This is a genomic window from Bradyrhizobium sp. AUGA SZCCT0283, from assembly GCF_018130385.1.
Lineage (GTDB): Bacteria > Pseudomonadota > Alphaproteobacteria > Rhizobiales > Xanthobacteraceae > Bradyrhizobium.
The window spans coordinates 291,389-314,333 of the sequence record NZ_JAFCLU010000002.1; the positions used below are offsets into that span (position 1 = coordinate 291,389).

Annotated in this window: 20 protein-coding genes and 1 pseudogene; 6 read left to right on the plus strand and 15 right to left on the minus strand. The window is 62.4% G+C overall.

Annotated elements, in window-relative coordinates:
- Window positions 1–244: 244 nt before the first annotated feature.
- Window positions 245–1,075 (minus strand): DeoR/GlpR family DNA-binding transcription regulator, encoded by an 831-nt coding sequence (locus JQ624_RS04810; RefSeq protein ID WP_212417697.1) that lies wholly within the window; start codon window positions 1,073–1,075, stop codon window positions 245–247.
- Window positions 1,076–1,304: 229 nt separating this feature from the next.
- Between JQ624_RS04810 and JQ624_RS04815 the strand changes: the two genes are divergently transcribed.
- Window positions 1,305–1,760 (plus strand): nuclear transport factor 2 family protein, encoded by a 456-nt coding sequence (locus tag JQ624_RS04815; protein WP_212417698.1) that lies wholly within the window; start codon window positions 1,305–1,307, stop codon window positions 1,758–1,760.
- Window positions 1,761–1,784: 24 nt separating this feature from the next.
- On the opposite strand, the gene JQ624_RS04820 is transcribed toward JQ624_RS04815, so the two are convergent.
- Complete coding sequence (locus tag JQ624_RS04820) at window positions 1,785–1,973, minus strand: hypothetical protein (protein ID WP_212417845.1); 189 nt, start codon at window positions 1,971–1,973, stop codon at window positions 1,785–1,787.
- 142 nt (window positions 1,974–2,115) lie between these two features.
- Here JQ624_RS04820 and JQ624_RS04825 point away from each other — a divergent pair.
- Window positions 2,116–2,415 (plus strand): annotated as a pseudogene (locus tag JQ624_RS04825) (glycine zipper domain-containing protein); the annotation flags it as partial.
- 135 nt (window positions 2,416–2,550) lie between these two features.
- Here the strand turns inward: JQ624_RS04825 and JQ624_RS04830 are convergent.
- The 6 genes from JQ624_RS04830 to JQ624_RS04855 form a co-directional block, all read right to left on the minus strand.
- The gene (locus JQ624_RS04830) at window positions 2,551–2,979 is read right to left on the minus strand and encodes an acyl-CoA thioesterase (RefSeq protein ID WP_212417699.1); all 429 of its coding nucleotides are present in this window, start codon (window positions 2,977–2,979) and stop codon (window positions 2,551–2,553) included.
- A complete protein-coding gene (locus JQ624_RS04835; protein WP_212417700.1) occupies window positions 2,976–5,069 on the minus strand; it encodes a 3-hydroxyacyl-CoA dehydrogenase NAD-binding domain-containing protein in 2,094 nt (697 codons plus the stop codon). Before JQ624_RS04835 ends, JQ624_RS04830 begins: the two co-directional genes overlap by 4 nt.
- Before the next feature lie 2 nt (window positions 5,070–5,071).
- Window positions 5,072–6,355 carry an acetyl-CoA C-acetyltransferase gene (locus tag JQ624_RS04840; RefSeq protein ID WP_212417701.1) on the minus strand — a complete coding sequence of 428 codons (1,284 nt, stop codon included), beginning with the start codon at window positions 6,353–6,355 and terminating at the stop codon, window positions 5,072–5,074.
- Window positions 6,355–8,622, minus strand: coding sequence for an acyl-CoA dehydrogenase (locus JQ624_RS04845; protein ID WP_212417702.1), 2,268 nt, complete (start codon window positions 8,620–8,622; stop codon window positions 6,355–6,357). Before JQ624_RS04845 ends, JQ624_RS04840 begins: the two co-directional genes overlap by 1 nt.
- Window positions 8,623–8,875: 253 nt before the next feature.
- Window positions 8,876–9,142 (minus strand): hypothetical protein, encoded by a 267-nt coding sequence (locus tag JQ624_RS04850; protein WP_212417703.1) that lies wholly within the window; start codon window positions 9,140–9,142, stop codon window positions 8,876–8,878.
- Window positions 9,143–9,362: 220 nt separating this feature from the next.
- Complete coding sequence (locus tag JQ624_RS04855; RefSeq protein ID WP_212417704.1) at window positions 9,363–10,580, minus strand: helix-turn-helix transcriptional regulator; 1,218 nt, start codon at window positions 10,578–10,580, stop codon at window positions 9,363–9,365.
- Between the two features lie 52 nt (window positions 10,581–10,632).
- Between JQ624_RS04855 and JQ624_RS04860 the strand changes: the two genes are divergently transcribed.
- Entirely contained in the window at window positions 10,633–10,827 is a 195-nt protein-coding gene (locus tag JQ624_RS04860; protein WP_212417705.1) for a PEP-CTERM sorting domain-containing protein, read from the plus strand.
- Between the two features lie 63 nt (window positions 10,828–10,890).
- On the opposite strand, the gene JQ624_RS04865 is transcribed toward JQ624_RS04860, so the two are convergent.
- Window positions 10,891–12,129, minus strand: coding sequence for an SMP-30/gluconolactonase/LRE family protein (locus JQ624_RS04865; RefSeq protein WP_212417706.1), 1,239 nt, complete (start codon window positions 12,127–12,129; stop codon window positions 10,891–10,893).
- A 272-nt stretch (window positions 12,130–12,401) separates the two neighbouring features.
- Between JQ624_RS04865 and JQ624_RS04870 the strand changes: the two genes are divergently transcribed.
- Window positions 12,402–13,712: a serine hydrolase gene (locus tag JQ624_RS04870; protein WP_212417707.1), complete on the plus strand. Its 1,311-nt coding sequence runs from the start codon at window positions 12,402–12,404 to the stop codon at window positions 13,710–13,712.
- A gap of 27 nt (window positions 13,713–13,739) precedes the next feature.
- On the opposite strand, the gene JQ624_RS04875 is transcribed toward JQ624_RS04870, so the two are convergent.
- Both JQ624_RS04875 and JQ624_RS04880 read right to left on the minus strand, forming a co-directional pair.
- Window positions 13,740–14,732, minus strand: coding sequence for a L,D-transpeptidase family protein (locus JQ624_RS04875; protein ID WP_212417708.1), 993 nt, complete (start codon window positions 14,730–14,732; stop codon window positions 13,740–13,742).
- Between the two features lie 174 nt (window positions 14,733–14,906).
- Window positions 14,907–15,422 carry an SRPBCC family protein gene (locus JQ624_RS04880; protein WP_212417709.1) on the minus strand — a complete coding sequence of 172 codons (516 nt, stop codon included), beginning with the start codon at window positions 15,420–15,422 and terminating at the stop codon, window positions 14,907–14,909.
- 230 nt (window positions 15,423–15,652) lie between these two features.
- Between JQ624_RS04880 and JQ624_RS04885 the strand changes: the two genes are divergently transcribed.
- The gene (locus JQ624_RS04885) at window positions 15,653–16,351 is read left to right on the plus strand and encodes a helix-turn-helix domain-containing protein (RefSeq protein WP_212417710.1); all 699 of its coding nucleotides are present in this window, start codon (window positions 15,653–15,655) and stop codon (window positions 16,349–16,351) included.
- Between the two features lie 83 nt (window positions 16,352–16,434).
- On the plus strand, window positions 16,435–16,857 hold the full coding sequence (locus tag JQ624_RS04890) for a GFA family protein (RefSeq protein WP_212417847.1): 423 nt from the start codon (window positions 16,435–16,437) through the stop codon (window positions 16,855–16,857).
- Between the two features lie 177 nt (window positions 16,858–17,034).
- Here JQ624_RS04890 and JQ624_RS04895 read toward each other — a convergent pair whose 3' ends face one another.
- The 4 genes from JQ624_RS04895 to JQ624_RS04910 all read right to left on the minus strand — a co-directional run bounded on the left by JQ624_RS04895 (window position 17,035) and on the right by JQ624_RS04910 (window position 22,778).
- A complete protein-coding gene (locus tag JQ624_RS04895) occupies window positions 17,035–17,658 on the minus strand; it encodes a flavin reductase family protein (protein WP_212417711.1) in 624 nt (207 codons plus the stop codon).
- Between the two features lie 121 nt (window positions 17,659–17,779).
- Window positions 17,780–18,385, minus strand: a complete 606-nt coding sequence (locus tag JQ624_RS04900; RefSeq protein ID WP_212417712.1) for a TetR/AcrR family transcriptional regulator — start codon at window positions 18,383–18,385, stop codon at window positions 17,780–17,782.
- 19 nt (window positions 18,386–18,404) lie between these two features.
- Window positions 18,405–21,545, minus strand: a complete 3,141-nt coding sequence (locus JQ624_RS04905; protein ID WP_212417713.1) for an efflux RND transporter permease subunit — start codon at window positions 21,543–21,545, stop codon at window positions 18,405–18,407.
- A 126-nt stretch (window positions 21,546–21,671) separates the two neighbouring features.
- Window positions 21,672–22,778 (minus strand): efflux RND transporter periplasmic adaptor subunit, encoded by a 1,107-nt coding sequence (locus JQ624_RS04910; RefSeq protein ID WP_212417714.1) that lies wholly within the window; start codon window positions 22,776–22,778, stop codon window positions 21,672–21,674.
- Window positions 22,779–22,945 lie beyond the last annotated feature (167 nt).

Genomic DNA, 22,945 nt, shown 5'->3' on the forward strand with positions numbered 1-22,945 from the left:
GCTTTCGGTTTGGAGTTAATCACAAACAAAAACGAAAGCAAGACGAAAGAGGAGCTCGGGCGTTATTGGGGACATACTTTTGGGGGCAAATCCGCTTCGAGCCCCGGGCGTTGAGATCGTGGGGACTTTCATCCATCAAGACGGCGCCTCGCGCCTCTGAGGTCTGGCACCTTTGACGAGGACGAAATGCCGGATCTTCATGGTGAGGAGCCGCGCAGCGGTGTCTCGGCCCGTGGTCGGCGCGCTATTTCAACCGCACCACCGTCGAAGCCGACTCGCCGTTCGGCTCGTCGATATCCGCCGCCGGCTTGTCCATCGCCTCGACCACTTCGATGCCCCGATGGTGGCAGATGCTGGCAAGGCCCGCCGGCAGCGGCGCATCGGTCACGAAGGTCTGGATCTGGCTGAGATGGGCGATGCGCACCGGGGCGCTGCGCCGAAGTTTGGTCGAGTCCGCGACCAGCATGACGCTGCGGGCGTTGGCGATGATCGCCTGCGCGGCCTGCACCTCGCGATAATCGAAGTCGAGCAGCGCGCCCTCCTCGTCGATCGCGGATGCGCCGATGATGGCGTAATCGACCTTGAACTGGCCGATCAGGCTGATCGCGGTCGAGCCGATCACCGCGCCGTCGGCGCGGCGCACCGCGCCACCCGCCACGATCACCTCGATGCGCGGGTGCCGATACAAGAGCATCGCGACGTTGAGGTTGTTGGTGATGACGAGCAAATCCTCATGCGAGGTCAGCGCGCTCGCGACTTCTTCCGTCGTGGTGCCGATGTTGATGAACAGCGAGCAGCCGTTCGGAATCCGCGACGCCGCGGCGATGCCGATTGCCCGCTTCTCCTCCGCCGCCACGAAGCGCCGCGCCTCATAGGCGAGGTTTTCAACGCCAGAGGCGATGATGGCGCCGCCATGGATGCGGGTCAGCGAGCGCTGGTCGCAGAGGTCGTTGAGATCCTTGCGGATGGTCTGCGCCGAAACCTCGAAACGCTTGGCGAGGTCTTCCACCATCACCCGGCCAAAGGCGCGGGCGATGTTGAGGATTTCAGTCTGGCGGTGGGACAGTCCGGCCATGGCGGCGCCCTTGAGATATGGAGTGGGGGCACAAAGTTGCCGTTATGGTGCGGCTGATTGAGGCTGCGGTCAACGAGGGAGATCGGCCGCAGCGCAATTGGCCGGCCGAAACAACGAATCTGGTTAAGGCGACCGCGCCGGAAGCCATACGGGCCGCACCAGCGGTGCTCGACAACGCAATTTGTGGCTGCAACACTGTGATCACAACCAGAAACGAATGGAGGAAACCATGAACATCGATCGCCGCCAGCTCGCCTTGCCCGTACTCGCACTTGGGCTGACACTTGGGCTCATGAGCGTCGTCCCCGCTTTTGCCGGTGCGGACGAGGATGCCGTCGCGAAGAACGTCGAAGCCTTCCGTGCGGCGCAGGCAGCTGGCAATGCCGAGGGGGTCGCCTCACTCTGCGCGGAAGAGCTGAGCTACAGCCACTCGAACGCCAAGGTCGACACCAAGGCGTCGCTTCTCGACGGCATCACCAAGGCCAACTACAAATGGACGTCGCTCGAATACAAGGATCCCACGGTCCGTGTCGTCGGCCCGGCCGCCATCGTGCGCTTCAACTTCGTCGGCGAGCAGGAGTTCACCGACGGCAAGAAGACGCCGCAGAACCTCCACATCCTGATGAACTGGCAGAAACAGGGCTCGGACTGGAAACTGCTGTCGCGGTCGGCCACCAAGCTTTGACCGCTGAAAGACGGTCGCTGGCGGTCACGCCGCCAGCGGCATCCCGCTGGCAAGACGCCGGGCCGCGCGCTCGGCCTCGCGGGCGTTGCGGAATATCTGCCCTTCCAGCCGGTTGAAACGGTGCGAGGCGGCAAAGAACCGATAGCCGCCTGGAGCGCGCACAATAATCCCTGCCGGCTGCGAGCCGACTTCGATGATATAGGTGTCCGACATGGCCCAGCCTGTGATTTCTTCCGGGCTTACAACGGGTTGCACGGCAAATTGTTCCTCGCCCACCGTTGCGCCGCACGGCCAACCTATGTCAAAGCTGGTTGCGGAATAGCTGGCGAATCGTTCAAATGGCCGGAGAACTGACATGATGCCGAAATTCGCGTTCTCGATGCTGGTTGCCCTTGCGGTTTGCGCACCGCTCCAGGAGGCGGCGGCGCAGGAAAGCACGCTCGGGGGCGCGCTGTTCGGCGGCGCCGCGGGCGCCATCGTCGGCGGCGCGCTCGGCGGCGGCCGCGGCGCCGCGGTCGGCGCGATCGTGGGCGCTACGACGGGAGCCGCGATCGGCGCCCAGGGCGAGCCGCGGCCCGGTGGTTATCGCTACTATCAAGGCGGCTGCTACGTGGAACAGCCCGGCGGCTGGCAGGAAGTTCCGCCGCGCTATTGCGGTGTCCAGGCGCAATACGCACCGCCGCCGCGGTATTATGACGACACGCCGCGCTGCATGCGCTCACCCAGCTATAATCCGCGCCGTGGCACGTTCATTGGCCGTGACGGCTACGAGCGTCCCTGCCCGTAAGCTTCAGGTCGTTATCACGCCGTCCGGGCTCACTGGCTGCGGACGGCCGTTGTCGTCGATCGAAACGTAGGTGAAGTTGCCGTCGGTCACCAGGATCGACTGCAACTCTTTGCGCCGCACCACCCATGCTTCGAGATGGACCGTGATCGAGGTACGCCCGACCCGCACCAGATTGGCGTAGACGGACACGAGATCACCGACGTAGACGGATTTGCGGAAATTCATCGCCTCGATCGCTACCGTTACAGTGCGCGACTTGGCGATCTTGGAAGCGAACACGCCTCCGCCGATATCCATCTGGCTCAACAGCCAGCCGCCGAAAATATCTCCATTGGCGTTGGTATCGGCCGGCATCGCCAGCGTGCGGATGCAGAGATCGCCCCGCGGCTCGGTTTCAGTTGAGACCGGCGCGTGCACTTGCGTTTCGTTCACTTGAAAGTCTCCCAGCCGGCATCCGGCGTAAACCTGCCGCCGAACTTGTCGGTCAGGGCCTCCAGCGTCGAGACCACGTTCTCTACGCCGCGGGTTCGCGCGTAGTTCAACGGACCGCCGCGGAACGGCGCGTAGCCGGTGCCGAAGATGACGGCGCCGTCGACCACATCGGCATTGTCGACGATGCCCTCGCGCAAACAGGCGACGCAGACATTCGACATCGGCAGGATCAGCCGGTCGATCATTTCCGCCGATGGTTCCGAGATCACGGACATGCCGCCGGTGTCGGCCTTGCCGTCCCTCCAGGTGTAAAAGCCCTTGCCGGTCTTGCGGCCGAGTTCGCCGTTGGCGACCTTGTCGCGCAACCAGGCCGGCGTCGGCGGCAACATGTCGCCGAACTTCGAGCGCAGCATGTCGCCGACATCGAGGCAGATATCGAGGCCGACCTGGTCGGCCAATTCAATAGGCCCCATCGGCATGCCGAACTTTTTCGCGGCGGCGTCGATCACCGTTTTGTCGACCTTCTCGTCCAGCATCAGCATCGCTTCCAGCATGTACGGCGTCAGCGCACGGTTGACGACGAAGCCGGGCGAGGATTTTACCGGCAGCGGGAGCCGGTCGATCGCACCGACGAAGGCCAGCGCCTCCTTCAGCAGTTGCGCGTCCGTGCCATCATGGCTGACGACCTCGACGAGTTGCAGCCGCGATACCGGATTGAAGAAGTGCAGCCCGAGCAGCCGCTCGGGCTTCTGCAGGGTGGTGCGCAGGTCCTGCAGCGGAATGCTGGAGGTGTTGGTCGCGAGGATCGCGCCCGGCTTCATCTTCGGCTCGAGGCCAGCATAGACCTTCTGCTTCAGCTCCAGCTTTTCCGGCACCGCCTCGATGATGAGGTCGGCGTTGCGGACGCCCTCGGATTGCATGTCTGGCATCAGCCGGTCCAGCGCGTCGCGCACAGAAGTACGCTTGCGCAGGATTTTGCCGTAGAGATCGGCGGCACGCTTGATCGCGCTCGCGATCGGCTCAGCCTTCATGTCGGCGAGCGTCACCCGCATGTCCTGCCCGGCGCACCAGGCGGCGATGTCGCCGCCCATCGCGCCGGCGCCGATGACGTGGACGTGCTCGATCTTATTGCCACTGCCGGCGAGCTTCTTCATCTGCTCGCGCAGGAAGAAGACGCGGATCAGGTTTTGCGCGGTCGGCGTCACCATCAATTTGGCGAAAGACGCCTTCTCGGCGTTGAGCATCGCCGCACGGTCGCCGCCATGCTTTTCCCAGAGTTCGATCAGCGCGTAAGGCGCGGGGTAATGCGCTTCCGGCGCGGCCTTGGCGGTCTCGCCTCGCATGCGCCCGGCGAGGAAGCCCCTGACGGGACCGAGGCTAAGAACATTGTTGAGCAGCCCGGGCCGCGCGCGCTTCAGACGGCCGGATACGGCGTCCTTCACCGCATTGCGAACATGCCGCTCCTGCGTCACGGCGTCGACCAGCCCGAGCGATTTCGCTTTCCGCGCATCGATGGTCTTGCCGGTCAGCATCAGCGGCATCGCCTGCATCGGATTGACCAGCTGCGTGAACCGCACAGTGCCGCCGAGGCCGGGATGCAGGCCGAGCATCACCTCAGGGAAACCAAACCGCGCATCCTCGATCGCGATCCGCATCTGGCAGGCGAGCGCCACTTCGAGCCCGCCGCCGAGGCAGAAGCCGTGGATCACGGCCACGCTCGGAACCCGCAGGGCCTCGAGCCGGTCGATCACCGCATGCGCGCGGCCGATCTCGATCTCGACGGCGCTCGAATCGGTCGCGCCGCGAAACGCATTGACGTCGGCGCCGGCAATGAAGCCGGACTTTTTGGCGGAACGGATGACGAGGCCGGTGGGACGTTGGCTTTCCAGCTCCGCCAGCACCCTATCGAGTTCCTCGATCAGATCCGCCGAGAGCGTATTGGCGCTGGTGCCCTCGCGGTCGAACAACAGCCAGGCGACGCCGTCGGCATCACGGGTCAGTTTGAAGTTCTTGTACAGCCCATCGGCGGCGGGCTTCGGCCCCAGTTCGAGCACGCGATCGCCGAGAACGTTCATGATCTGGCTATCCATGCTCACACCGTCTCTATCAGCATCGCGCCGCCCTGCCCGCCGCCGATACATTCGGTGGCGATGCCGCGCCGTGTGCCCAATCGCTTCATGGCGTTGACAAGGTGCAGCACGATACGGTTGCCGCTGCAGCCCACGGGATGGCCAAGGCTGATCGCGCCGCCATCGACATTCAACTTCGTCTGGTCGAGTTCGCCGGCCGCGCCATCGAGGCCGAGAATTTCCTTGCAGAACTTTTCGTCGTTCCAGGCGGCGAGGCAGCCCAGCACCTGCGTCGCAAATGCCTCGTTCAATTCCCAGGTCTCGATATCGGAAAGCGTCAGCTCATTGCGCTTCAACAGCTCCGTCGCGGACAACACCGGCCCGAGGCCCATGATGCCGGGATCAAGCGCCGACCACTGGCTGTCGAGAATGACCGCCTTCGGCGTCAGCCCGTGCTTCGCCACGGCCTCTTCGGAAGCGAGGATCACCCAGGACGCGCCGTCGGTGATCTGCGAGGAATTGCCGGCGGTGACCTTGCCCCAGGGACGTTCGAACACCGGCTTCAGTTTCGCCAGGCTCTCCGGCGTCGAGTCCGGCCGCACGCCATCGTCGTGATCATAGAACTTGCCGTCGCGCGCAAACGCCGTCTCGACCTCGCCCTTGAGCCAGCCTTCTACTTGCGCTCTTGCCAGCCGCTTGTGGCTTTCGGCGGCATAGGCATCCGACTGCACGCGCGTAATGCCGAAGAGATGCCCAACCACTTCGGCGGTCTGGCCCATGTTGAGATCGGTGATGGGATCGGTGAGCCCGCGCTCGAGCCCGATGATCGGCTTGAAATAGCTCGGCTTCACCTTCAGCGCGGCCATGATTTTTGCGCCGATGCCCTTGGCTCCCGCAAGGCCTGCGAACCAGCGCACGCCCTGTTGCGGCCATACCAGCGGTGCGTGGCTTAACGCCTCGGCGCCGCCCGCCAGAATGAGGTCTGAGACGCCTTCGCGGATGTAGCGATAGGCCGTGTCGATCGACTGCATGCCGGAGCCGCAGTTGATCTGCACGGTGAAGGCGACCATCTTCTCGCCCATGCCGAGCCGCAGCGCGGCGACGCGGGCCGGGTTCATCTCGTCGGCGATAACGTTGACGCAGCCGAGGATGACTTGATCGAAGGCGTCAGGCGCGAAAGGCTGCCGCGCCAATAGCGGCCGGCCGCATTGCACGGCGAGATCGACCGGGGTGAACGGGCCGGGACCGGAGCGTGCTTTCAGGAACGGCGTCCGGCTGCCGTCGACGATAAAGACCGGTCGCGCCATCAGCTTGCCGCCCTCTGTTCACCCAGTTCCTGGAAGAACTGATGCACGTCGGCAGCCTTCCTGTAAATCGGCGACAATGCTTCGGCTGCGAAATCGTCGACCTCAATCACCTTGGCAACCGCCTCATGTGCGGCCTGAAGCTTCTCGCCTTGGGCTTGCGTGATGACGCCCTTCTTGACTGCTTCCTTCCAGTCATGCAGGCGCGCCGCGCGCATCTGTTTGGAAATATCTTCTGCCGCCGTCACCAGAAGGAACGCCTTCTCCAGGCGGGCGATGCCGCCATCATCGTCGACCGCGGAAAGATCTGATGTCAACCGGTCGCGCGCCGCCGACGGCTCCAGCACGAGCTGCGCGCAGTGATGCACGACGCGGTCGGACGGACCGGTCACCCTTGCGCCGAACGGCTGGATCAGGAATTTCAGGATGACCGCCACGAACCGGTTCGGCAGGTTGGCGAGGATTTCGGCAAAGCGGTTCTCGATTGTGCGGAAGCCGCTCGCCATGCACCATTCGAGCGCGGCGAAATCGGCCCGCTGCCGTCCCTCATCCTGCCAGCGTTTTAGCGCCGCCGACAATAGATAGAGTTCGGAAAGAATGTCGCCGAACCGGGCGGAAAGCATTTCCTTGCGCTTGAGTGCACCGCCCAACGTCAGCAGCGCCATGTCGGCGCATAATGCAAACGCCGAAGAGTAACGCGAGAGCTGGCGATAGAACCGCGTCGCCTCTCCCGCATCGGGTGCCGGCGCGAACAGGCCGCCGCTCCAACTTCGTCCCCAGGCGCGGAACATGGTCTTAAAACTGTGGCCGACGTGATTCCAGAACGCCTTGTCAAAGGCATCGAGGCCCCTGGCACGGTCGGCTTCACCCAGTGCATTCATTTCGTCAAGCAGGAATGGATGAGCGCGGATCGCGCCTTGGCCAAAGACGATGAGATTGCGCGTCAGGATATTGGCGCCCTCGACGGTGATGCCGACCGGCACCGCGCGATAGAGGTTGCCCATGTAATTCTGCGGTCCGTCGATCACGGCCTTGCCACCGTGGATGTCCATGGCGTCGTCGATCACGGTCCGCATCCGCTCGGTGGCGTGCAGCTTCATGATGCCGGAAATCACGGCGGGATGATGCCCCTGATTGAGCGCGGCGCAGGTCAGCCGGCGCGCGGCGTCGAGCAGATAGGCCGTGCCGGCGATGCGGGCGAGCGGCTCCTCGATGCCTTCGAACTTGCCGATGGAAATGCCGAACTGCTCGCGGATGCGGGCGTAGGCGCCGGTGGTACGCGCCGCATAGGCGGCACCGGCGGCCGACAGCGACGGCAGCGAGATGCCGCGGCCGGCGGCCAGCGCCGTCATCAGCATCTTCCAGCCCTGCCCGAGCCGCTCCTGCCCGCCGATGACGTAGTCCATCGGAATGAAGACGTCGCGGCCCCAGTTCGGGCCGTTCTGGAACACCTGCATCGCCGGCAGATGCCTGCGGCCGATCTCGACGCCGGGCAGATGGGTCGGAATCAACGCGACGGTAATGCCGAGATTTTCCTGCTGGCCGACAAGATGATCGGGGTCATAGGCCTTGAAGGCGAGACCGAGCAGCGTCGCGACCGGGCCGAGCGTGATGTAGCGTTTGTGCCAGTTCAGCCTCAAGCCCAGCACTTCGCGGCCTTCGAAATTGCCCTTGCAGATGATGCCGGTGTCGACCATCGAGGCCGCGTCGGAGCCGGCTTCCGGGCTGGTCAGGCCGAAGCAGGGAATGTCGGTGCCCTCGGCGAGCCGCGGCAGCCACCTGTCCTGCTGCTCCTTGGTGCCGAAGCGCATCAGGAGTTCGCCGGGCCCGAGCGAGTTCGGTACCATCACGGTGACAGCCGCGGTCAGCGAGCGCGAGGAAAGTTTTCGCACCACTTCCGAATGCGCATAGGGCGAGAAGCCGAGCCCGCCAAATTCCTTGGGGATGATCATGCCGAAGAATTTGTGGCGCTTGATGAAGGCCCACGCCTCCGGCGGCAGATCGCGCCACTCCCAATTGATCTTCCACTCGTCGAGCATGGCGCAGAGCTCGTCGACGGGGCCGTTGAGAAAGGCTTTTTCCTCTACAGTCAAAGTGGCCGGCGCGACAGCCAGCAATTTCGACCAGTCGGGATTGCCGGTGAAGAGATCGGCGTCCCACCAGACATCGCCCGCTTCGAGCGCCTCGCGCTCGGTATCGGACATCGCGGGCATGGCGCCACGCGCGAAAGCGAAGATCGGCTTGCTGATGAAATCGCGGCGGAAGCTCATGGCGAACTCTCCTGGTCTGCGGCGCGACGTCGCGCCTCACCTGGGCCAAACGACGGCTTATTCTAGCTGAAACGCACGGGTTTCGGGGATGGTTCGCACCGGGATTGAAGCGAAATTAATAAACCAGGAGAAAATGGCGGAGGCCCCGGACCGTTCCAAAACGCCTGCATTATCCGGCGTTTAGAAACTGGCGACGTTACCGGATGGTTGCCGTCTGGAGCGCCCGCCGGTTTCAACCGCGGACACACCGGCGTTACGAATCCCGCTTGTTGCGTCGCCGCTCATTGGGGACGAACACGGCAAACACTTCCCTAACGCGAACGGCAGGCGTGACATCGCGGGTAAAGCGACGCTCCGCCGTCGTCCGGGTTTCCTCCACGCGAGGCGCGTAAAGCGCGCTGCCGTACAACGATCCGTCAAACCGCAAATTGCTCTCGTCGTCGGTGAGATAAGCGTTCGAAATAAACAATAATACGAGCAGCGTCGATCCTACGTAGGTAAAATATTTGAATACGGGCATTGATACACAAGCCTCTCCCTTTCTGGAAAAGGACGGTGCACCACGCGCCATAAAAGCCGGGTTTAGGGGCGCCCACCTTTTGCCCAAACGGTTGGCTGCCGGTTGCCACTTTGTGACGAATTTTAATGAACCGCCGCGGATTACGGTGAACGTCGGCGTCTGACGGAAATTCCTTTCGAGTCCCGCCAAAGCTGACGAAGAACTCAGAATGAAAAATGGACTAACGAGACAGCCTGTTAAGGAGCGCCACGAGTTCGCCCTGGCGATGCGTGCCGGTTCTGTTGAAAATTGCCTTGAGATGACTTCGGGCTGTTTCCGTGGTGACGCCCATTTCGGCCGCGGCAGTTTCCATAGAACTGCCTGTCGCGAGCTTTCCGGCGAGCTTGGCTTGCGCCGGCGTCAGCTCAAAGACTTTCCCGAACATATCCGGATTGACGGCTGCAGTGCCTTCGAGATCGTTGAGGACCAGCACGGCGCGCGCTCCGAGAAACGGACTTCGCGCCGCCGGCGGAACGGGTAGCACCTTTAGCACCAGAGGTCGCTTGCCTTCCCGCCTCACGATCACCGGATCGAGGCGACAGGCTTGCACGTCTGACGTCTCCTTAAGTCGATCGATGACTTCGGACAGTTCGGAATCGGCGCGGCTGTCATGAAGTACCAGCCGATTGTTTCGGACGAGGATTTCGCGACCGATATAAGCCTCCATCTGTCGGTTTACGCCAAGCGGTATTCCATGACGATCAATCGCCAATGCAGGTCGTTGCATGAGGTCAAGGGCGTTCGTCACGCTCAAGATGGCAGCCCGTCCAACCGCGGTAGAAAGCGTGGCCGCTTCGGTAAGCCTATGCGAAAGCTGCGACAGCGCCCTCACCTCGTCGGGTTCGAACATTCCTTCCTTGGGGGTACGCTGAATCGATAGCCCCCACAGCGCCGGACCGGCCTTGAAGCCGATCGCCGCAAACCACTTCAATCCATACCCGGCGAGATTCGCGTAAAGCGGATCGCGCAGCATCTCGGCTTCCGATCTGAACAGATCGGCATCCGTAACCACGTCAGCGCCGGCCTGAAGAAGCGGGACGCCGCGTGCGGCCCTGACGTCCGCCACATGGAGTTTGTGATGGAAGTAGTTGTCGAAAAACTCGGAGACGGCTTCGGTCCTTGGAATGTCCTCGGTTCGCACGTCGCTTTGAAGCATCGCTGCGCCCTTGGCGTCGGCAGCCTGGCATATGTCCTCCATCAGTTCGGTCCAGACCAATGGGTCCAGGACGGCATCACCGAGGCGCTTGCCGGCGTTTTCGAGCTTTCGAACGTCAAACAAATTCCCACCCTCACAAACTCTGTCGACCGGCCGAACCAGTCTGCTTGAGTTTAGCGAAGGAGCAAGCGCCGAGCCCCGTTTTGCGGCTGGAAAAGCGCGCGCCGAAAGAACGCGCAGCAAATTTTACGGTACTGAGACACCGCCACGCGCGCAGACTGGAGCTCCGCAGGAAATGAAGTACCTGGCCTCGTCAGGCGTCCCCGAGCCCTCGACCAGGGCCCTGATGATCCCCGGCTTCACCGGCCTTGGCTTCATGAGGCATCGGCGAAAGAGCAGCCGGCGCTCGAAGCGGTTTGACTGGGTCAGGCCCAGAATTGAGAAGCCGCAGGCCACGCAAGGCCCGCTGCGGACCAACCTCTCCGAATGATCGAGCGCCGGCGGGTTGCGCCGGCGCTCGATGGCTGTATCGAGATATGTGCAGAGCGAGGCGTCAGCCCGGTCCTGCACCTTGGGTGGCGGTGTACACGGCATAGAGCGACTGGCTCGCGGCCATGAACAGGCGGTTGCGCTTGGGACCGCCGAAGGTGACGTTGCCGCACACCTCGGGCAGCCGGATGCGGCCGAGCAGCTTGCCTTCCGGCGACCATACCGTCACGCCGCTGTACCCGACGGCGCGGCCGGCATTGCTCGAACACCAGACATTGCCGTTGACGTCGCAGCGTACGCCGTCCGGTCCGCATTTCACGCCATCGACCATGAAATCGCTGAACCGCTTGTGGTTGGTGGGCTTGTTGTCGGTGCCGACATCGAACACGAACATGTCGCCCTTGCCGCCGGCGCCGGTATCGCCCGGTCCCTTGCCGGTCGAGGCGACGTAGAGCTTCTTGTAGTCGGGCGAGAAGCAGAGGCCGTTGGGATCCGGCACCTGATCCTCGGTCACCACGAGGTCGATGCGGCCGGAGGGATCGATGCGATAGCAATTGGTCGGCAATTCGCGCTTGCCCGGCACGAAGCCGGCCGGCTGTCCGATCCGTGGATTGAGCTTGCCGCCGGAATTGCTCGGACCGCCCGCAACGTCGGGCTCGCCCTCATAGAGCTGGCCGCCATAGGGCGGATCGGTGAACCAGTAGCTGCCGTCGGGATGGGCGACGACGTCGTTGGGTGAGTTGAGCTTCTTGCCGTTGTAGGAATCGGCCAGCACGGTCGCGGTGCCGTCATGCTCATAACGCACCACGCGGCGGGTGAGATGTTCGCAGGAGAGCTGGCGGCCCTGAAAGTCGAACGAGTTGCCGTTTGAGTTGTTCGACGGCGTGCGGAAGACGCTGACATGACCGTCATCCTCCGACCATCGCATCTGCCTGTTGTTGGGAATGTCGCTCCACAGCAGATAGCGTCCCTGCGCGCTCCAGGCCGGGCCTTCGGCCCACAACACACCGGTGTGGAGGCGCTTGATCGCCGTGTTGGGCTGGGCGAGGTCGTTGAAGGACGGGTCGACCGCGATAATGTCGGGGTCCCAGAAATAGGTGGTCGGGGCGCCGCGCGGACTGAAATCGCGCGGCGGGCTGGTGATCGTCGACGGCGGCGCCACGGGGCCGCTCTGGGCCAGCGCGCCGCTTGCTCCCGCTACGGTGGCGCCGGCGCAGGCGGCCAAGCCGTGGACAAGCGTTCGTCGCGATATCGTGGTTTCTGGATCGCGCTGTTGTGGATCGTGCCGCTCCTGGCATGTCATCGCATCCTCCCAATGTGTTCACCGGCCGTTGATCGGGCCTGGCAACCTGAGGTTAATCCGGACCGCGTCCGGTTGCGAGAGCTGCTTTCGATTCAGCTCCCGGTTCAGCTGGCAGTCGAAAATGGCATTACCTCGTCCAACGCATGTCTGAGGCTCCGCCATCGGTGCGCTTGGGGCAATTGCCCACGTGGCGACAGAGTGGGCGACATGTTAGTCACTCCCCGGCTCTCCGAGTTCTCCGCAATTCAATCTGTCCGCAGGACAAACCAGCAATGAAGACGCGGACTCAACGGATATTGCATTGCACCGTGGTATCACGCGCCGGCCGACTTCTTGCGGCGGCCTTGTCATTGGCGATCTGGACCAACGCGACCGCGGCCAACCAGGCGACCAACGTCCCCGCCCCCTTGCCGAACAAGCTCGAACGCATCACCGAATTTTTCAACAATGAGGTTGCGACCGGGAAGTTGCCCGGCGCCGTCGTGTTGATCCAGCAGCATGGCAAGCCGGTCTATCTGAAATGTTTTGGCGTTCAGGATGTCGAGACCAAGGTTGCGATGACATCAGACACGATCTTTGCGCTTCATTCGATGACGAAGCCGATCACCAGCGTCGCGGCGATGATGTTGATCGACGCAGGCAAGCTCTCGCTCGCCGATCCCGTATTCAAATTCATTCCCGGGTTTTCCGACGCGAAAGTAGGCGTCGGTTCAGGCACTCCTGACGGCCAGAACGTTCTAAAGCTTGTCCCGGCCGATCGGCCGGTGACCATTATGGACCTGCTGCGCCATACGTCAGGCATCACGTATGATTATATCGGCGGCAAGCTGATCATGAAGGCCTACTCGGAATCAGGCCTTTTCGATGGGCGTTACAACAACAAGGTGTTTGCCGATCGCATCGCCAGATTGCCTTTGGCGCGGCAACCCGGCACGCTTTGGCGTTACGGACATTCAACCGACGTCCTTGGGCGCATCATTGAGATCGTCTCCGGACAGACGCTCTATCAATTCGAGAAGCAGCACATCTTCGATCCGCTCGGCATGACCAGCACGAAATTCGTGCTGGAAAGTGCCGACGAACGCGCGCGGATGGCGGAGCCGCTGCCCAGCGATACCATCCTGAAACTCGCGGAGGCTCAACGTCGCGCTCATCCGGAATGGGAGTCCGGCGGCGGCGGATTGGTCTCGTCCCTGACCGACTATGCCCGTTTTGCCCAGATGGTCCTCAACGGCGGGCAACTCGATGGCAAACGGTACCTTAGCCCGGCCGCATTCAAGTCGATGACGTCAGACCATATCGGGCCTGGATCCGGCGTTGCGCGGGATTATTACTACTTTCCCGGCGATGGCTTTGGCTACGGCTATGGCTTTGCGGTGCGCACCGATCCCGGAAATGCCAGACCGCCGCCGCCAGGCTCGATCGGCGAACTCAAATGGGATAGCGGCAGCGGCACCTACTTCGGTGTCGATCCAAAGCTGGACATGATTTACATCCTGCTTGAGCAGACCCAGAACGAACGTGGACGCATCACACCCGCGTTCAAGAAACTGGTCTACGACGCATTCGCCACGACCGATTGATCTTGCAGCATTGCGCCTGGAAGGGAATCACTTCCGGTTCGCCGCCGCGCGCTCGATGAATGACACTTCCGTGCCCTTCTTCAGAAGCTTTGCCAATTTGTCGACGTCCCAGTTGGTAAGACGGACGCAGCCGTGCGACTCCGCCTTGCTGACCTTCGACGGGTTGGAAGTCCCGTGAATGCCATATCCTTCGGCTGAGAGCCCGATCCAGTGGGAGCCTGCAGGGTTGTTGGGGCCGGGCTTGATCGTGAAGGCTTCCCTGGATTTGACGCCCTTGAACTTGTAGTCCGGATTGTAGCGGTAGTTCGGTCGCGCATCGATCGAAGTCACCTTGAGCACGCCGCTTGGGGTCGGTTTCTCGTCGCTTCCAACGCTTGCCGGGAAGAAGGCGATCAGTTCGCCGGCCTTCCCGAACGCCTTCACCGTCTGGGCGGTCTTGTCGACCTCGACACGCGCAACCGTCGGCCTGGTCTCTTTCATCAGGATGTTCGCTACCGAGATCGTTTGACCGGCCTCAAATTTCCGGCCGGGATTGAGAGCTTCCAGGAGCGCTTCGCTCATGTGAAACTTTTCGGCGATGGCCTCGCGCGGGCTGGTGTAGTCCAGCGATTTCAGGCCCTTCATGTCTTCCATCTTGGCCGGCAACTTCGTCAGGAACGGCCCTTTGACGTCCTTCTCCGTGATCTTGTATTCGACGACAATCGGATCCTGACCGGTGGCCAGCAAGGCGCCCCAGACTTCCGAAGTGAGGAGCTGCTTGGCCACGGCGAGGCCCTTGGATTCGACGAATGCCCTCAGGGCCTTTTCCGCGTTCTCGCCCAGCTTGCCGTCGATCTCACCGGGCGAGAAACTGGCGCGGTCGAGCAGCACCTGCGCCTTGACGATTGCGGGATTGATCCTGTCGTCGGCCGGTGGCTTGCCCTTGAATTCCGCATTGTTGACCGCCGCCGCATCGAGGCCTGCGAAGGCCGGAGGGGCGAGACAGGCGAGCACCATCATTCCGGCAAACAGGCGGATCATCGGCAATCTCCGAAATACGTTCTAATAAGGATTTGGGCGGATCGGAGTTCCGCGTTCGCAGCAGGCAGACGAAATTCCCGCCGGCGTAGTTGGACGTTTTCAAGCATCGGCCGGCCACGAACGCGAAGTTCGCGGCCGGCTGGCAGGGCTTCAAGGCGGACGAGGCAGCCGCCTTTACTTCGCGAGTCTGGCCTTGATCTCGGTCAAGCCGGCTTCGTAGACGCCAATCAGCGCCTCGCTGGCTGCCTTTTCCTTTCCTTCGTCCGGGGTATAGGAACCGCTCCATGTGATCGTCGAAGACCCATCACCTCTGGCCGTTACCTTGATCGTCGCCTTGTAGTTCGAGACCGGTAGCGGGCTCGAAACGAACGCATAGGAGTAACTGTGTTCATTATCGTTCCGCGCCGTTTGCGTTTCCACAAACGCGGCCTTGCCGTCCCTGGTCACGAGAACGCGGGTCGGTGGCGCCTTGCCGTCCTCGATGCATTCGCCTACCGGCGGCAACCAGTTCTTGATCGCGCAGAACGGTCCGATCACCGACCATACAGCCGCGGCGGATGCTTTCACGTCGGCGCTACGCGAAATCGTAGCCGCAAAAGCGGGTGCAATGCCGACGCTCAGAAGCACCGCTGCGCCAAGCACCGCAAGACACGTCAGCAGAACGGTCGGATCGCTCGAAAATTTTCTCATGGAAGGTCCTTATCATTGGGGGTTAAATCTGCGGCTCAACGCCTTTCGGCGCGAGCGGCGACGAGAGGAAGGGCCAGGTTCAGGCGAGCCCGAGCCCGCATTCCGGCGAGTTACCAAGCGGACTTGCGGGCGGCCAGTTCACGGAATGAATCTGTCCTGGTACAGAAACTGAACTGGAAACGGCGGGCTTTCCTTACTAGGCTTTGCGCATCAGCGAGAGGGAGAGAAGCATGGCCGAGGGTAGCTACAGGCAGTTCTGCCCGGTGGCGATGGCTGCAGAAGTACTTTGCACGCGTTGGACCGTTGTCTTGCTCCGCGAACTCGTCGCCGGATCGACGCGCTTCAACGAACTGCGACGCGGCGTGCCACGGATGTCGCCGGCGTTGCTGTCACGGCGGCTCAAGGATCTTGAAGCCGCAGGAATTGTCGCTCGCGAGGCGTCGCGCTCAGAGTCCGGTGCATTCGAGTATCGTCTGACGGCGTCGGGGCGAGAACTTGAACCGATCGTCGAGGCATTTGGAATCTGGGGCCAGCGCCGCATCGACGCCGACTTGTCGCTCCAGCATCTCGACGTTCAACTCCTGATGTGGGACATGCGTCGGAATCTGAACACGACGCCAATGCCGCAGGGGCGAAACGTCGTTCAGTTCGTTTATCCCGAACTGCCCGCCACGCAGAGATCCTGGTGGCTTATCGTCGACCCCAAGGACGACGTCGATCTCTGTTCAGTCGATCCCGGATTCGACGTAGACCTCTATGTGTCCGTCGACCTGCGAACCATGACCGCGATCTGGATGGGGCTTGATACGGTCCGCGCCGCCGTGGCAAGCAAGCGCATGATTTTGACCGGCGACCGCCGCATCGCTTCCGCCATGCAGACCTGGCTCGGGCTCAGTCCGTTTGCAAAAGAGAAAAAACTCGCGAGCTGACTGCCGGTACAGTTCCGGAACTGGAGGCAGCCCAAAACTTCCTGATAGTTGAAATGATGTGTTCAACTTCGAAAGGGAAACAGATGGATCACACAGGAAGCTGCTTTTGCGGAGCCGTCAGGCTCGTGGTCAGGGGTGCGCCCGAGGCCATGGGTTATTGTCACTGCCGTTCCTGTCGCTCGTGGTCTGGCGGGCCGGTCAACGCCTTCAGCCTATGGAAGCCGGATGCGGTCGAGATCGAATCAGGAGGCGAGCATATTGCGACTTTTCAGAAGACGCCGGTGAGTGAGCGCAAATACTGCAAGAAGTGCGGCGGTCACTTGATGACCAATCACCCGACGTTCGGACTGGTTGACGTGTTTGCTGCGACGATTCCGACCCTGGATTTTAAGCCGGGCGTTCACGTCAATTACGCCGAAACGATCCTGCGCATGCGGGACGGCCTCCCAAAGCTCAAGGATTTTCCCGCCGAATTGGGTGGTTCCGGGGAAGCTGTCGCGGAATGATCAACCGGTAAGAAGAAAGGCCGCCCGAGAAGGGCGGCCTTTCAGCGGCGTAGCCCGGATGGAGCCAACGGGTCGGCGCAAAGCGCGGCCCGATGACAGGCTCCGCGCAATCCGGGGAAGATTCGTCTGGAGAAAGACCCCGGGTCGCTTCGCTCCACCCGGGCTACATTGAGGAATTCAATCCGGCCGGATCATCTCGAACATGTTTTCCGGCTTGATCTCGAAATAGTCGCCGCGGCGGCCGGCGCGGACGATCGGATGAGCCAGCCCGGTCTGGTAGACGCCGTCCCGGATAAAGGCCTTGTCGATGTGCACGGCGACGACCTCGCCCAGCGTCAGCCAAGCCTGCGCCTTGTCGCCATTGGCCCCCTGCAACTGGATGATCTGCGTCAGCTTGCATTCGAACGCGACCGGGCTTTCCGCCACGCGGGGCACGTTGACGAGCCTGCAGGGCGCGGCGGTAAGCCCCGCGAGCTTGAACTCATCGACATCACGGGCAACATGCGCTGCCGTCGCGTTCATCTGCTTGGCCAGATCCATGGTGGCGAGATTCCAGACGAATTCGCCGGTGTCCTGAATATTGCCGGCGCTGTCCTTCCAGTTCGTCGAGGAGAAGCCGATGATCGGCGGGTGATAGCAAAAGGCGTTGAAGAAGCTGTAGGGCGCCAGATTGATGTTGCCGCTGCCATCGCGCGAGGAAATCCACCCGATCGGGCGCGGGGCGATGATGGCGTTGAAGGGATCGTGCTTGAGGCCGTGGCCGTTCTTCGGCTCGTAGAAATGCAGGTCTTTGGTGGTCACGCCGGGACTCTTCCGTCATTGCGAGGAGCGATAGCGACAAAGCAATCCATGCCGCGTCGCGCGGAGCCAATGGATTGCTTCGCTTCGCTCGCAATGACGATGGTGTCAAGTAGTGAACGAATCAATTCGCCTTACGGGGCTCAAGGGCCCGGAAAAGGAAATCGATCATCTGGTCGATCGTTGCGCTGGGCTTGTTGATTGCCTGCGCGATCATCTGCGGGTGGAAGAAGCGGATCATGCCGGTGCAGGTGCAGAGCGCCGCCAAAGGCAGATCAGGGGCCTCGAACTCGCCGGACGCCAAGCCCTGCGCGATCACCTCGCCGATGATGCCGGTGACGCATTCGATATGGACGACGCAGACGTCCCAATCCTCCTGCATCGCGATCTCGACCATCTCGTGCAGCTTGGAATCACCGACATAGCGCTCGGTGTTCATTCGATTGACAGTCTTGAGCAACTCGCGCAGGCGAGGCTTCGCGGGACCGGGCTGGGCCGCGATCCGACGCGCCTCGACCTCGACCTCGCCCATCAGGGTTCGCGCCACGCTCTCGTGGATCGCCTTCTTCGAATCGAAGAAGCGATAGACGTTGGCGGGGCTCATCCGCAGTTCCTTGGCAATGTCGGCGACCGTGGTCTTCTGGTAGCCGATCTGCCGGAACAGACGCTCCGCCACCACGAGAATCCTTTCCCGGGTGTCAGTCTCGATGTGTTCCGAAATCAGCGTCATGTCAGCTCTCAATGTTCAATTATTCTGCGGCGTCGGCAAGCGGAATTGCGTGCGGGCCCTTGATCTGATGTTGCGGCGCAAGATCAGGCTGCTCGGCCTGGCCGCTTTCTTCCAGGCTCTTCCTGAACCACAGGGCGTAAAGACCCGGCAGGTACAGCAAGGTCAGGAAGGTTGCAACAAACAAGCCGCCCATGATGGTGATCGCCATCGGGCCCCAGAAGGCCGAACGCGACAGCGGAATCATGGCCAGAATCGCCGCCAGCGCGGTCAGCACCACCGGGCGGGCACGGCGGACGGTAGCCTCGACAATGGCTTCCTTGCGCGTCAGGCCCTGGGAAACGTCGGCTTCGATCTGGTCGACCAGGATCACCGCGTTGCGCATGATCATGCCGGCCAGCGCGATCAGGCCGAGCAGCGCCACGAAGCCGAACGGCTGGTTGGCGACATTGAGCCCGAGCGAGGCGCCGACGATGCCGAGCGGCGCGGTCAGGAAGACCAGGAACAGCCGCGAGAAGCTGTGGAGCTGGATCATCAGCAGCGTCAGCATCACCATGACCATCAGCGGAAACAGCACGAAGATCGAGGCATTGCCCTTGGCGGATTCCTCGAACGCGCCGCCCGGCTCGATCCGGTAGGCCGGCTCGAGATGGTCGCGGATTTCCTTCAGCTTGGGCCAGATCTGGTTGGTGACATCGGGCGCCTGGACGCCGTCGACCACGTCGGTGCGCACCGTGATCGCCATGTCGCGGTTGCGCCGCCACATGATCGGCTCCTCATGGGAATACTCGATCTTGGCGATCTGCTGCAGCGGCACGGCAACGCCGTTGCGTGACGTCACAGTGAGGTCGCCGACGCTCTTGAGGTCGAGCCGTTCGGACGGGACTGCGCGCGCGACCACGCCAACCTTCTCGATGCCGTCACGGATGGTCGTGACCTGCGCGCCCGAGATCAACATGGCGAGCGCCTGCGAGACATCCTGCGGGGTCAGGCCGAGCGCCCGCGCCCGGTCCTGGTCGACCACGAGCTTCAGGTAAGGCGACTGCTCGTTCCAGTCGAGCTGCGGCTCCACGACGTTGGGATTCTGCTTCATGACGTCGCGCACCTTGTAGGCGATGTCGCGCACGGTGTTGGCGTCAGGGCCGATCACGCGGAACTGCACCGGGAAACCGACCGGCGGGCCGAAATTGAAGCGGTCGACGCGCACGCGGGCTTCGGACAGATCGCCCTCGGCGACCGCCTTCTCCAGCCGCGCCTTGATCCGCTCGCGGGCTTCAACATCCCTGGAGACGATCACGATCTCGGCGAAGGCCTCGTTCGGCAGTTGCGGATTGAGGCCGAGCCAGAAGCGCGGCGAGCCTTGGCCGACATAGGAGGTGTAGGTCGCGATATCCTTGTCGTCCTTCAGCAGCGCCTCGGCCTTCTTCACGGATTTTTCCGTGACGTTGAAGGCGGTGCCTTCCGGCAGGCGCAACTGCAGGAACAGTTCAGGCCGCTCTGACAGCGGGAAGAACTGCTGCTGCACGTGGCCGAAGCCCACGATCGAGAGCACGAACACGCCAACGGTCGCCAGCACCACCTTGACCCGGTGGTCGACGCACCACTGCACCATCGAGCGCAGGATGCGGTAGATCCGCGTCTCGTAGACCGCGTGCGGATCGTGGTTATGGTGGACGACGATGTTTGGCAGCAGCTTGACGCCGATATAGGGCGTGAAGATCACCGCCACGAACCAGGAGGCGACCAGCGCGATCGCCACGATCCAGAAAATGCCGCCGGCATATTCACCGACCGCCGAATTGGCAAAGCCGATGGGGAGGAATCCAGCGGCCGTGACCAGCGTCCCCGTGAGCATCGGAAACGCAGTTGATTCCCAGGCAAAGGACGCCGCGCGGACGCGGTCCCAGCCCTGTTCCATTTTCACCACCATCATTTCCACGGCGATGATGGCGTCGTCGACCAATAGGCCAAGCGCGATGATCAGCGCGCCGAGCGTGATGCGATGCAGGTCGATCGACATCGCGTTCATGACGATGAAGACGATGGCGAGCACCAGCGGCACCGACATCGCGACCACGATGCCCGTGCGCCAGCCGAGAGCCACGAACGAGACGAACAGCACGATCGCCAGGGCCTCGATGAAGGAATGCACGAACTCGCCGACCGCGCGCTCGACCACCTTCGGCTGGTCGGCGATCTGCTCCACCTCGATGCCCTGCGGCACGGCCTTCATGAAATCGTTGGTCGCCTTCTCGACGTCCTTGCCGAGTTCGAGAATGTTGGCGCCCTTGGTGGTGACCACGCCGATGCCGATCGCAGGCTTGCCTTCCTGGCGGGCGATGAAGGTCGGTGGATCGACGAAGCCGTGGGTGACGGTCGCGATATCGCCGAGCCGGAACACGCGGCCGTTGCTTTCGACCGGGGTCTCCGCAACCGCCTTGGCGCCGTCGAGCGCGCCGGTGACGCGCAGCGGCACGCGCTGCGAGGAGGTTTCCACCGTGCCGGCGGGCGTCACGTTGTTCTGCTTGGCCAGCGAATCGAACAGCGCCTGCGGTGTGATGCCGAGCGTCGCCAGCTTGGCATGCGAGAATTCGACGAAGATGCGTTCGTCCTGACTGCCGTAGAGATTGACCTTGGTGACGCCGGTGACCTTCAACAGCCGCTGGCGCATGCCTTCGGCGGCCTTCTTCAGCTGCGCATAGTCGGCGCCGTCGCCGGTCATCATGTACAGAATGGAATCGACGTCGGAGAATTCGTCGTTGACGGTCGGCCCGAGCAGGCCTGCGGGCAACTGGCCCTGCACGTCGGCGAGCTTCTTGCGCAGCAGATAAAACAGATACGGCACGTCCTTCGGCGGGGTCGAATCCTTGAACGTGACCTGCATCGCCGTAAACGATGGTTTTGAATAGGTCTGCACCTTCTCGAAGAACGGCAGTTCCTGCAGCTTCTTCTCGATGGGGTCGGCGACCTGGGTCTGCATTTCCTGCGCGGTCGCGCCGGGCCAGATCGCAGAGACGTTGACCACCTTCACCGTGAAGAACGGATCCTCGGCGCGGCCAAGCCGCTGGTAGGAGAAGAAACCGGCAGCGCCCAGCATGATCATCAGGAACAGGATCAGGGTCGGATGGCTCACCGCCCAGCCCGAGAGATTGAAGCGCTTCATGTCACTCTCCAACTTCGAAATCTGTTTGCATTTCCACCGTCATTGCGAGCGAAGCGAAGCAATCGATCCAGCCACGGGAAGAAAGTATGGATTGCTTCGTCGCGTACGCTCCTCGCAATGACGGGACTAGAACGACAGCGACGAGACCACCCGGACCTTCTGGGCCGGATCGATCTTCTGCACGCCGAGCGCGACCACCTTGGCGCCCTCGTTGACGCCGCCTGCGATCACGACCGAATTGCTCTCGTAGGATTTCACGACCACCGGCTGCAGCTTCACCGCGCCGGCATCATCGACGGTATAGAGCGAGGGGTTGCTGCCCTGGCTGAACAGCGCCGACAGCGGCAGTTTTGCCACGCGCTCGGTGGCGGCATCCGCGAGCGTCAATGTCGCGGTCATGCCGAGCGAGACCTTGTCGTCGGCTTCCGGCAGCGAGAATTTTGCAAGATAGGTCCGGGTCGCCGGATCGGCCGAGGGCGCGATCTCGCGCAGCTTCGCGGCATATTTCTTTTCCGCATCCGACCACAGCGTCACGGTCGCGGTGCCGGACTTGGCGCGACCGACCAGCGTCTCGGGGATCGCGACCACAGCCTCCTTTTCGGCAAAGCGCGCGACGCGGATCGCGGTCTGGCCGGAGGCCACGACCTGGCCGGGATCGATCAGGGTCGCGGTGACGACGCCGCGGCTGTCGGCCAGCAGCGTTGCATAAGAAAGCGAGTTCTTGGTGAGTTCGACCGAACGCTCGGCGCGGTTGAGGCGCGCGCGCGCCTCATCGGCGGCGGCGCGGCTCTGGTCCATCTGCGCATCGGTGGTCCAGCCCTTGGCGCGCAGATCCTTGGCGCGCTGCTCGGACGCGCTCGCCTGCGCCAGAACGCCGGTGGCGGCGCGGAACTCGGCCTCGGCCTGTTCGGCCTGCAGCTTCAGGTCGACCTCGTCGAGGGTGGCCAGCGGCTGGCCGATATCGACGGTCTGGCCGACCTCGACCAGACGCCTCGCGACCTTGCCGGGGACCCGGAAGCCCATGTCAGTCTCGATCCGGGGCCGGATGGTGCCGACAAAGCTGCGCTCCGGGGTTTCGGCCGCATAATGCACGGTGGCGACCAGAACCGGGCGTCCGGGCGCGGCCGTTTCGGCGGCTTTCTCATTGCAACCGGTCAAGGCGAACACCGCAAATGCCAACGACGCTCCGGTCAAGAGCCTGTAATAGCTAGAGAAAATAGAACTGGCGAACATCAGACTCTCCATCGTAAGGCTTGATGAAAAGTATTGAGTGTTCATTGACGAATGTCAATATTCGTCAGTGGTCATCATTTCGTGATGGGAAATGGGGTTAAGAGGTAATTGCTTTTCCCTCAAATCGTCGTCCCGCGAGCGCGGAGACCGGTAACCATCGATGCCGA

Coding starts and splice junctions, on each gene's coding strand:
- JQ624_RS04815 (WP_212417698.1), top strand. CDS start 1,305: ATGAACATCGATCGCCGCCAGCTCGCCTTGCCCGTACTCGCACTTGGG.
- JQ624_RS04880 (WP_212417709.1), bottom strand. CDS start 15,422: ATGAGAAAATTTTCGAGCGATCCGACCGTTCTGCTGACGTGTCTTGCG.
- JQ624_RS04810 (WP_212417697.1), bottom strand. CDS start 1,075: ATGGCCGGACTGTCCCACCGCCAGACTGAAATCCTCAACATCGCCCGC.
- JQ624_RS04860 (WP_212417705.1), top strand. CDS start 10,633: ATGAAGTACCTGGCCTCGTCAGGCGTCCCCGAGCCCTCGACCAGGGCC.
- JQ624_RS04865 (WP_212417706.1), bottom strand. CDS start 12,129: ATGACATGCCAGGAGCGGCACGATCCACAACAGCGCGATCCAGAAACC.
- JQ624_RS04835 (WP_212417700.1), bottom strand. CDS start 5,069: ATGGATAGCCAGATCATGAACGTTCTCGGCGATCGCGTGCTCGAACTG.
- JQ624_RS04910 (WP_212417714.1), bottom strand. CDS start 22,778: ATGTTCGCCAGTTCTATTTTCTCTAGCTATTACAGGCTCTTGACCGGA.
- JQ624_RS04850 (WP_212417703.1), bottom strand. CDS start 9,142: ATGCCCGTATTCAAATATTTTACCTACGTAGGATCGACGCTGCTCGTA.
- JQ624_RS04870 (WP_212417707.1), top strand. CDS start 12,402: ATGAAGACGCGGACTCAACGGATATTGCATTGCACCGTGGTATCACGC.
- JQ624_RS04885 (WP_212417710.1), top strand. CDS start 15,653: ATGGCCGAGGGTAGCTACAGGCAGTTCTGCCCGGTGGCGATGGCTGCA.
- JQ624_RS04840 (WP_212417701.1), bottom strand. CDS start 6,355: ATGGCGCGACCGGTCTTTATCGTCGACGGCAGCCGGACGCCGTTCCTG.
- JQ624_RS04890 (WP_212417847.1), top strand. CDS start 16,435: ATGGATCACACAGGAAGCTGCTTTTGCGGAGCCGTCAGGCTCGTGGTC.
- JQ624_RS04875 (WP_212417708.1), bottom strand. CDS start 14,732: ATGATCCGCCTGTTTGCCGGAATGATGGTGCTCGCCTGTCTCGCCCCT.
- JQ624_RS04845 (WP_212417702.1), bottom strand. CDS start 8,622: ATGAGCTTCCGCCGCGATTTCATCAGCAAGCCGATCTTCGCTTTCGCG.
- JQ624_RS04820 (WP_212417845.1), bottom strand. CDS start 1,973: ATGTCGGACACCTATATCATCGAAGTCGGCTCGCAGCCGGCAGGGATT.
- JQ624_RS04900 (WP_212417712.1), bottom strand. CDS start 18,385: ATGACGCTGATTTCGGAACACATCGAGACTGACACCCGGGAAAGGATT.
- JQ624_RS04905 (WP_212417713.1), bottom strand. CDS start 21,545: ATGAAGCGCTTCAATCTCTCGGGCTGGGCGGTGAGCCATCCGACCCTG.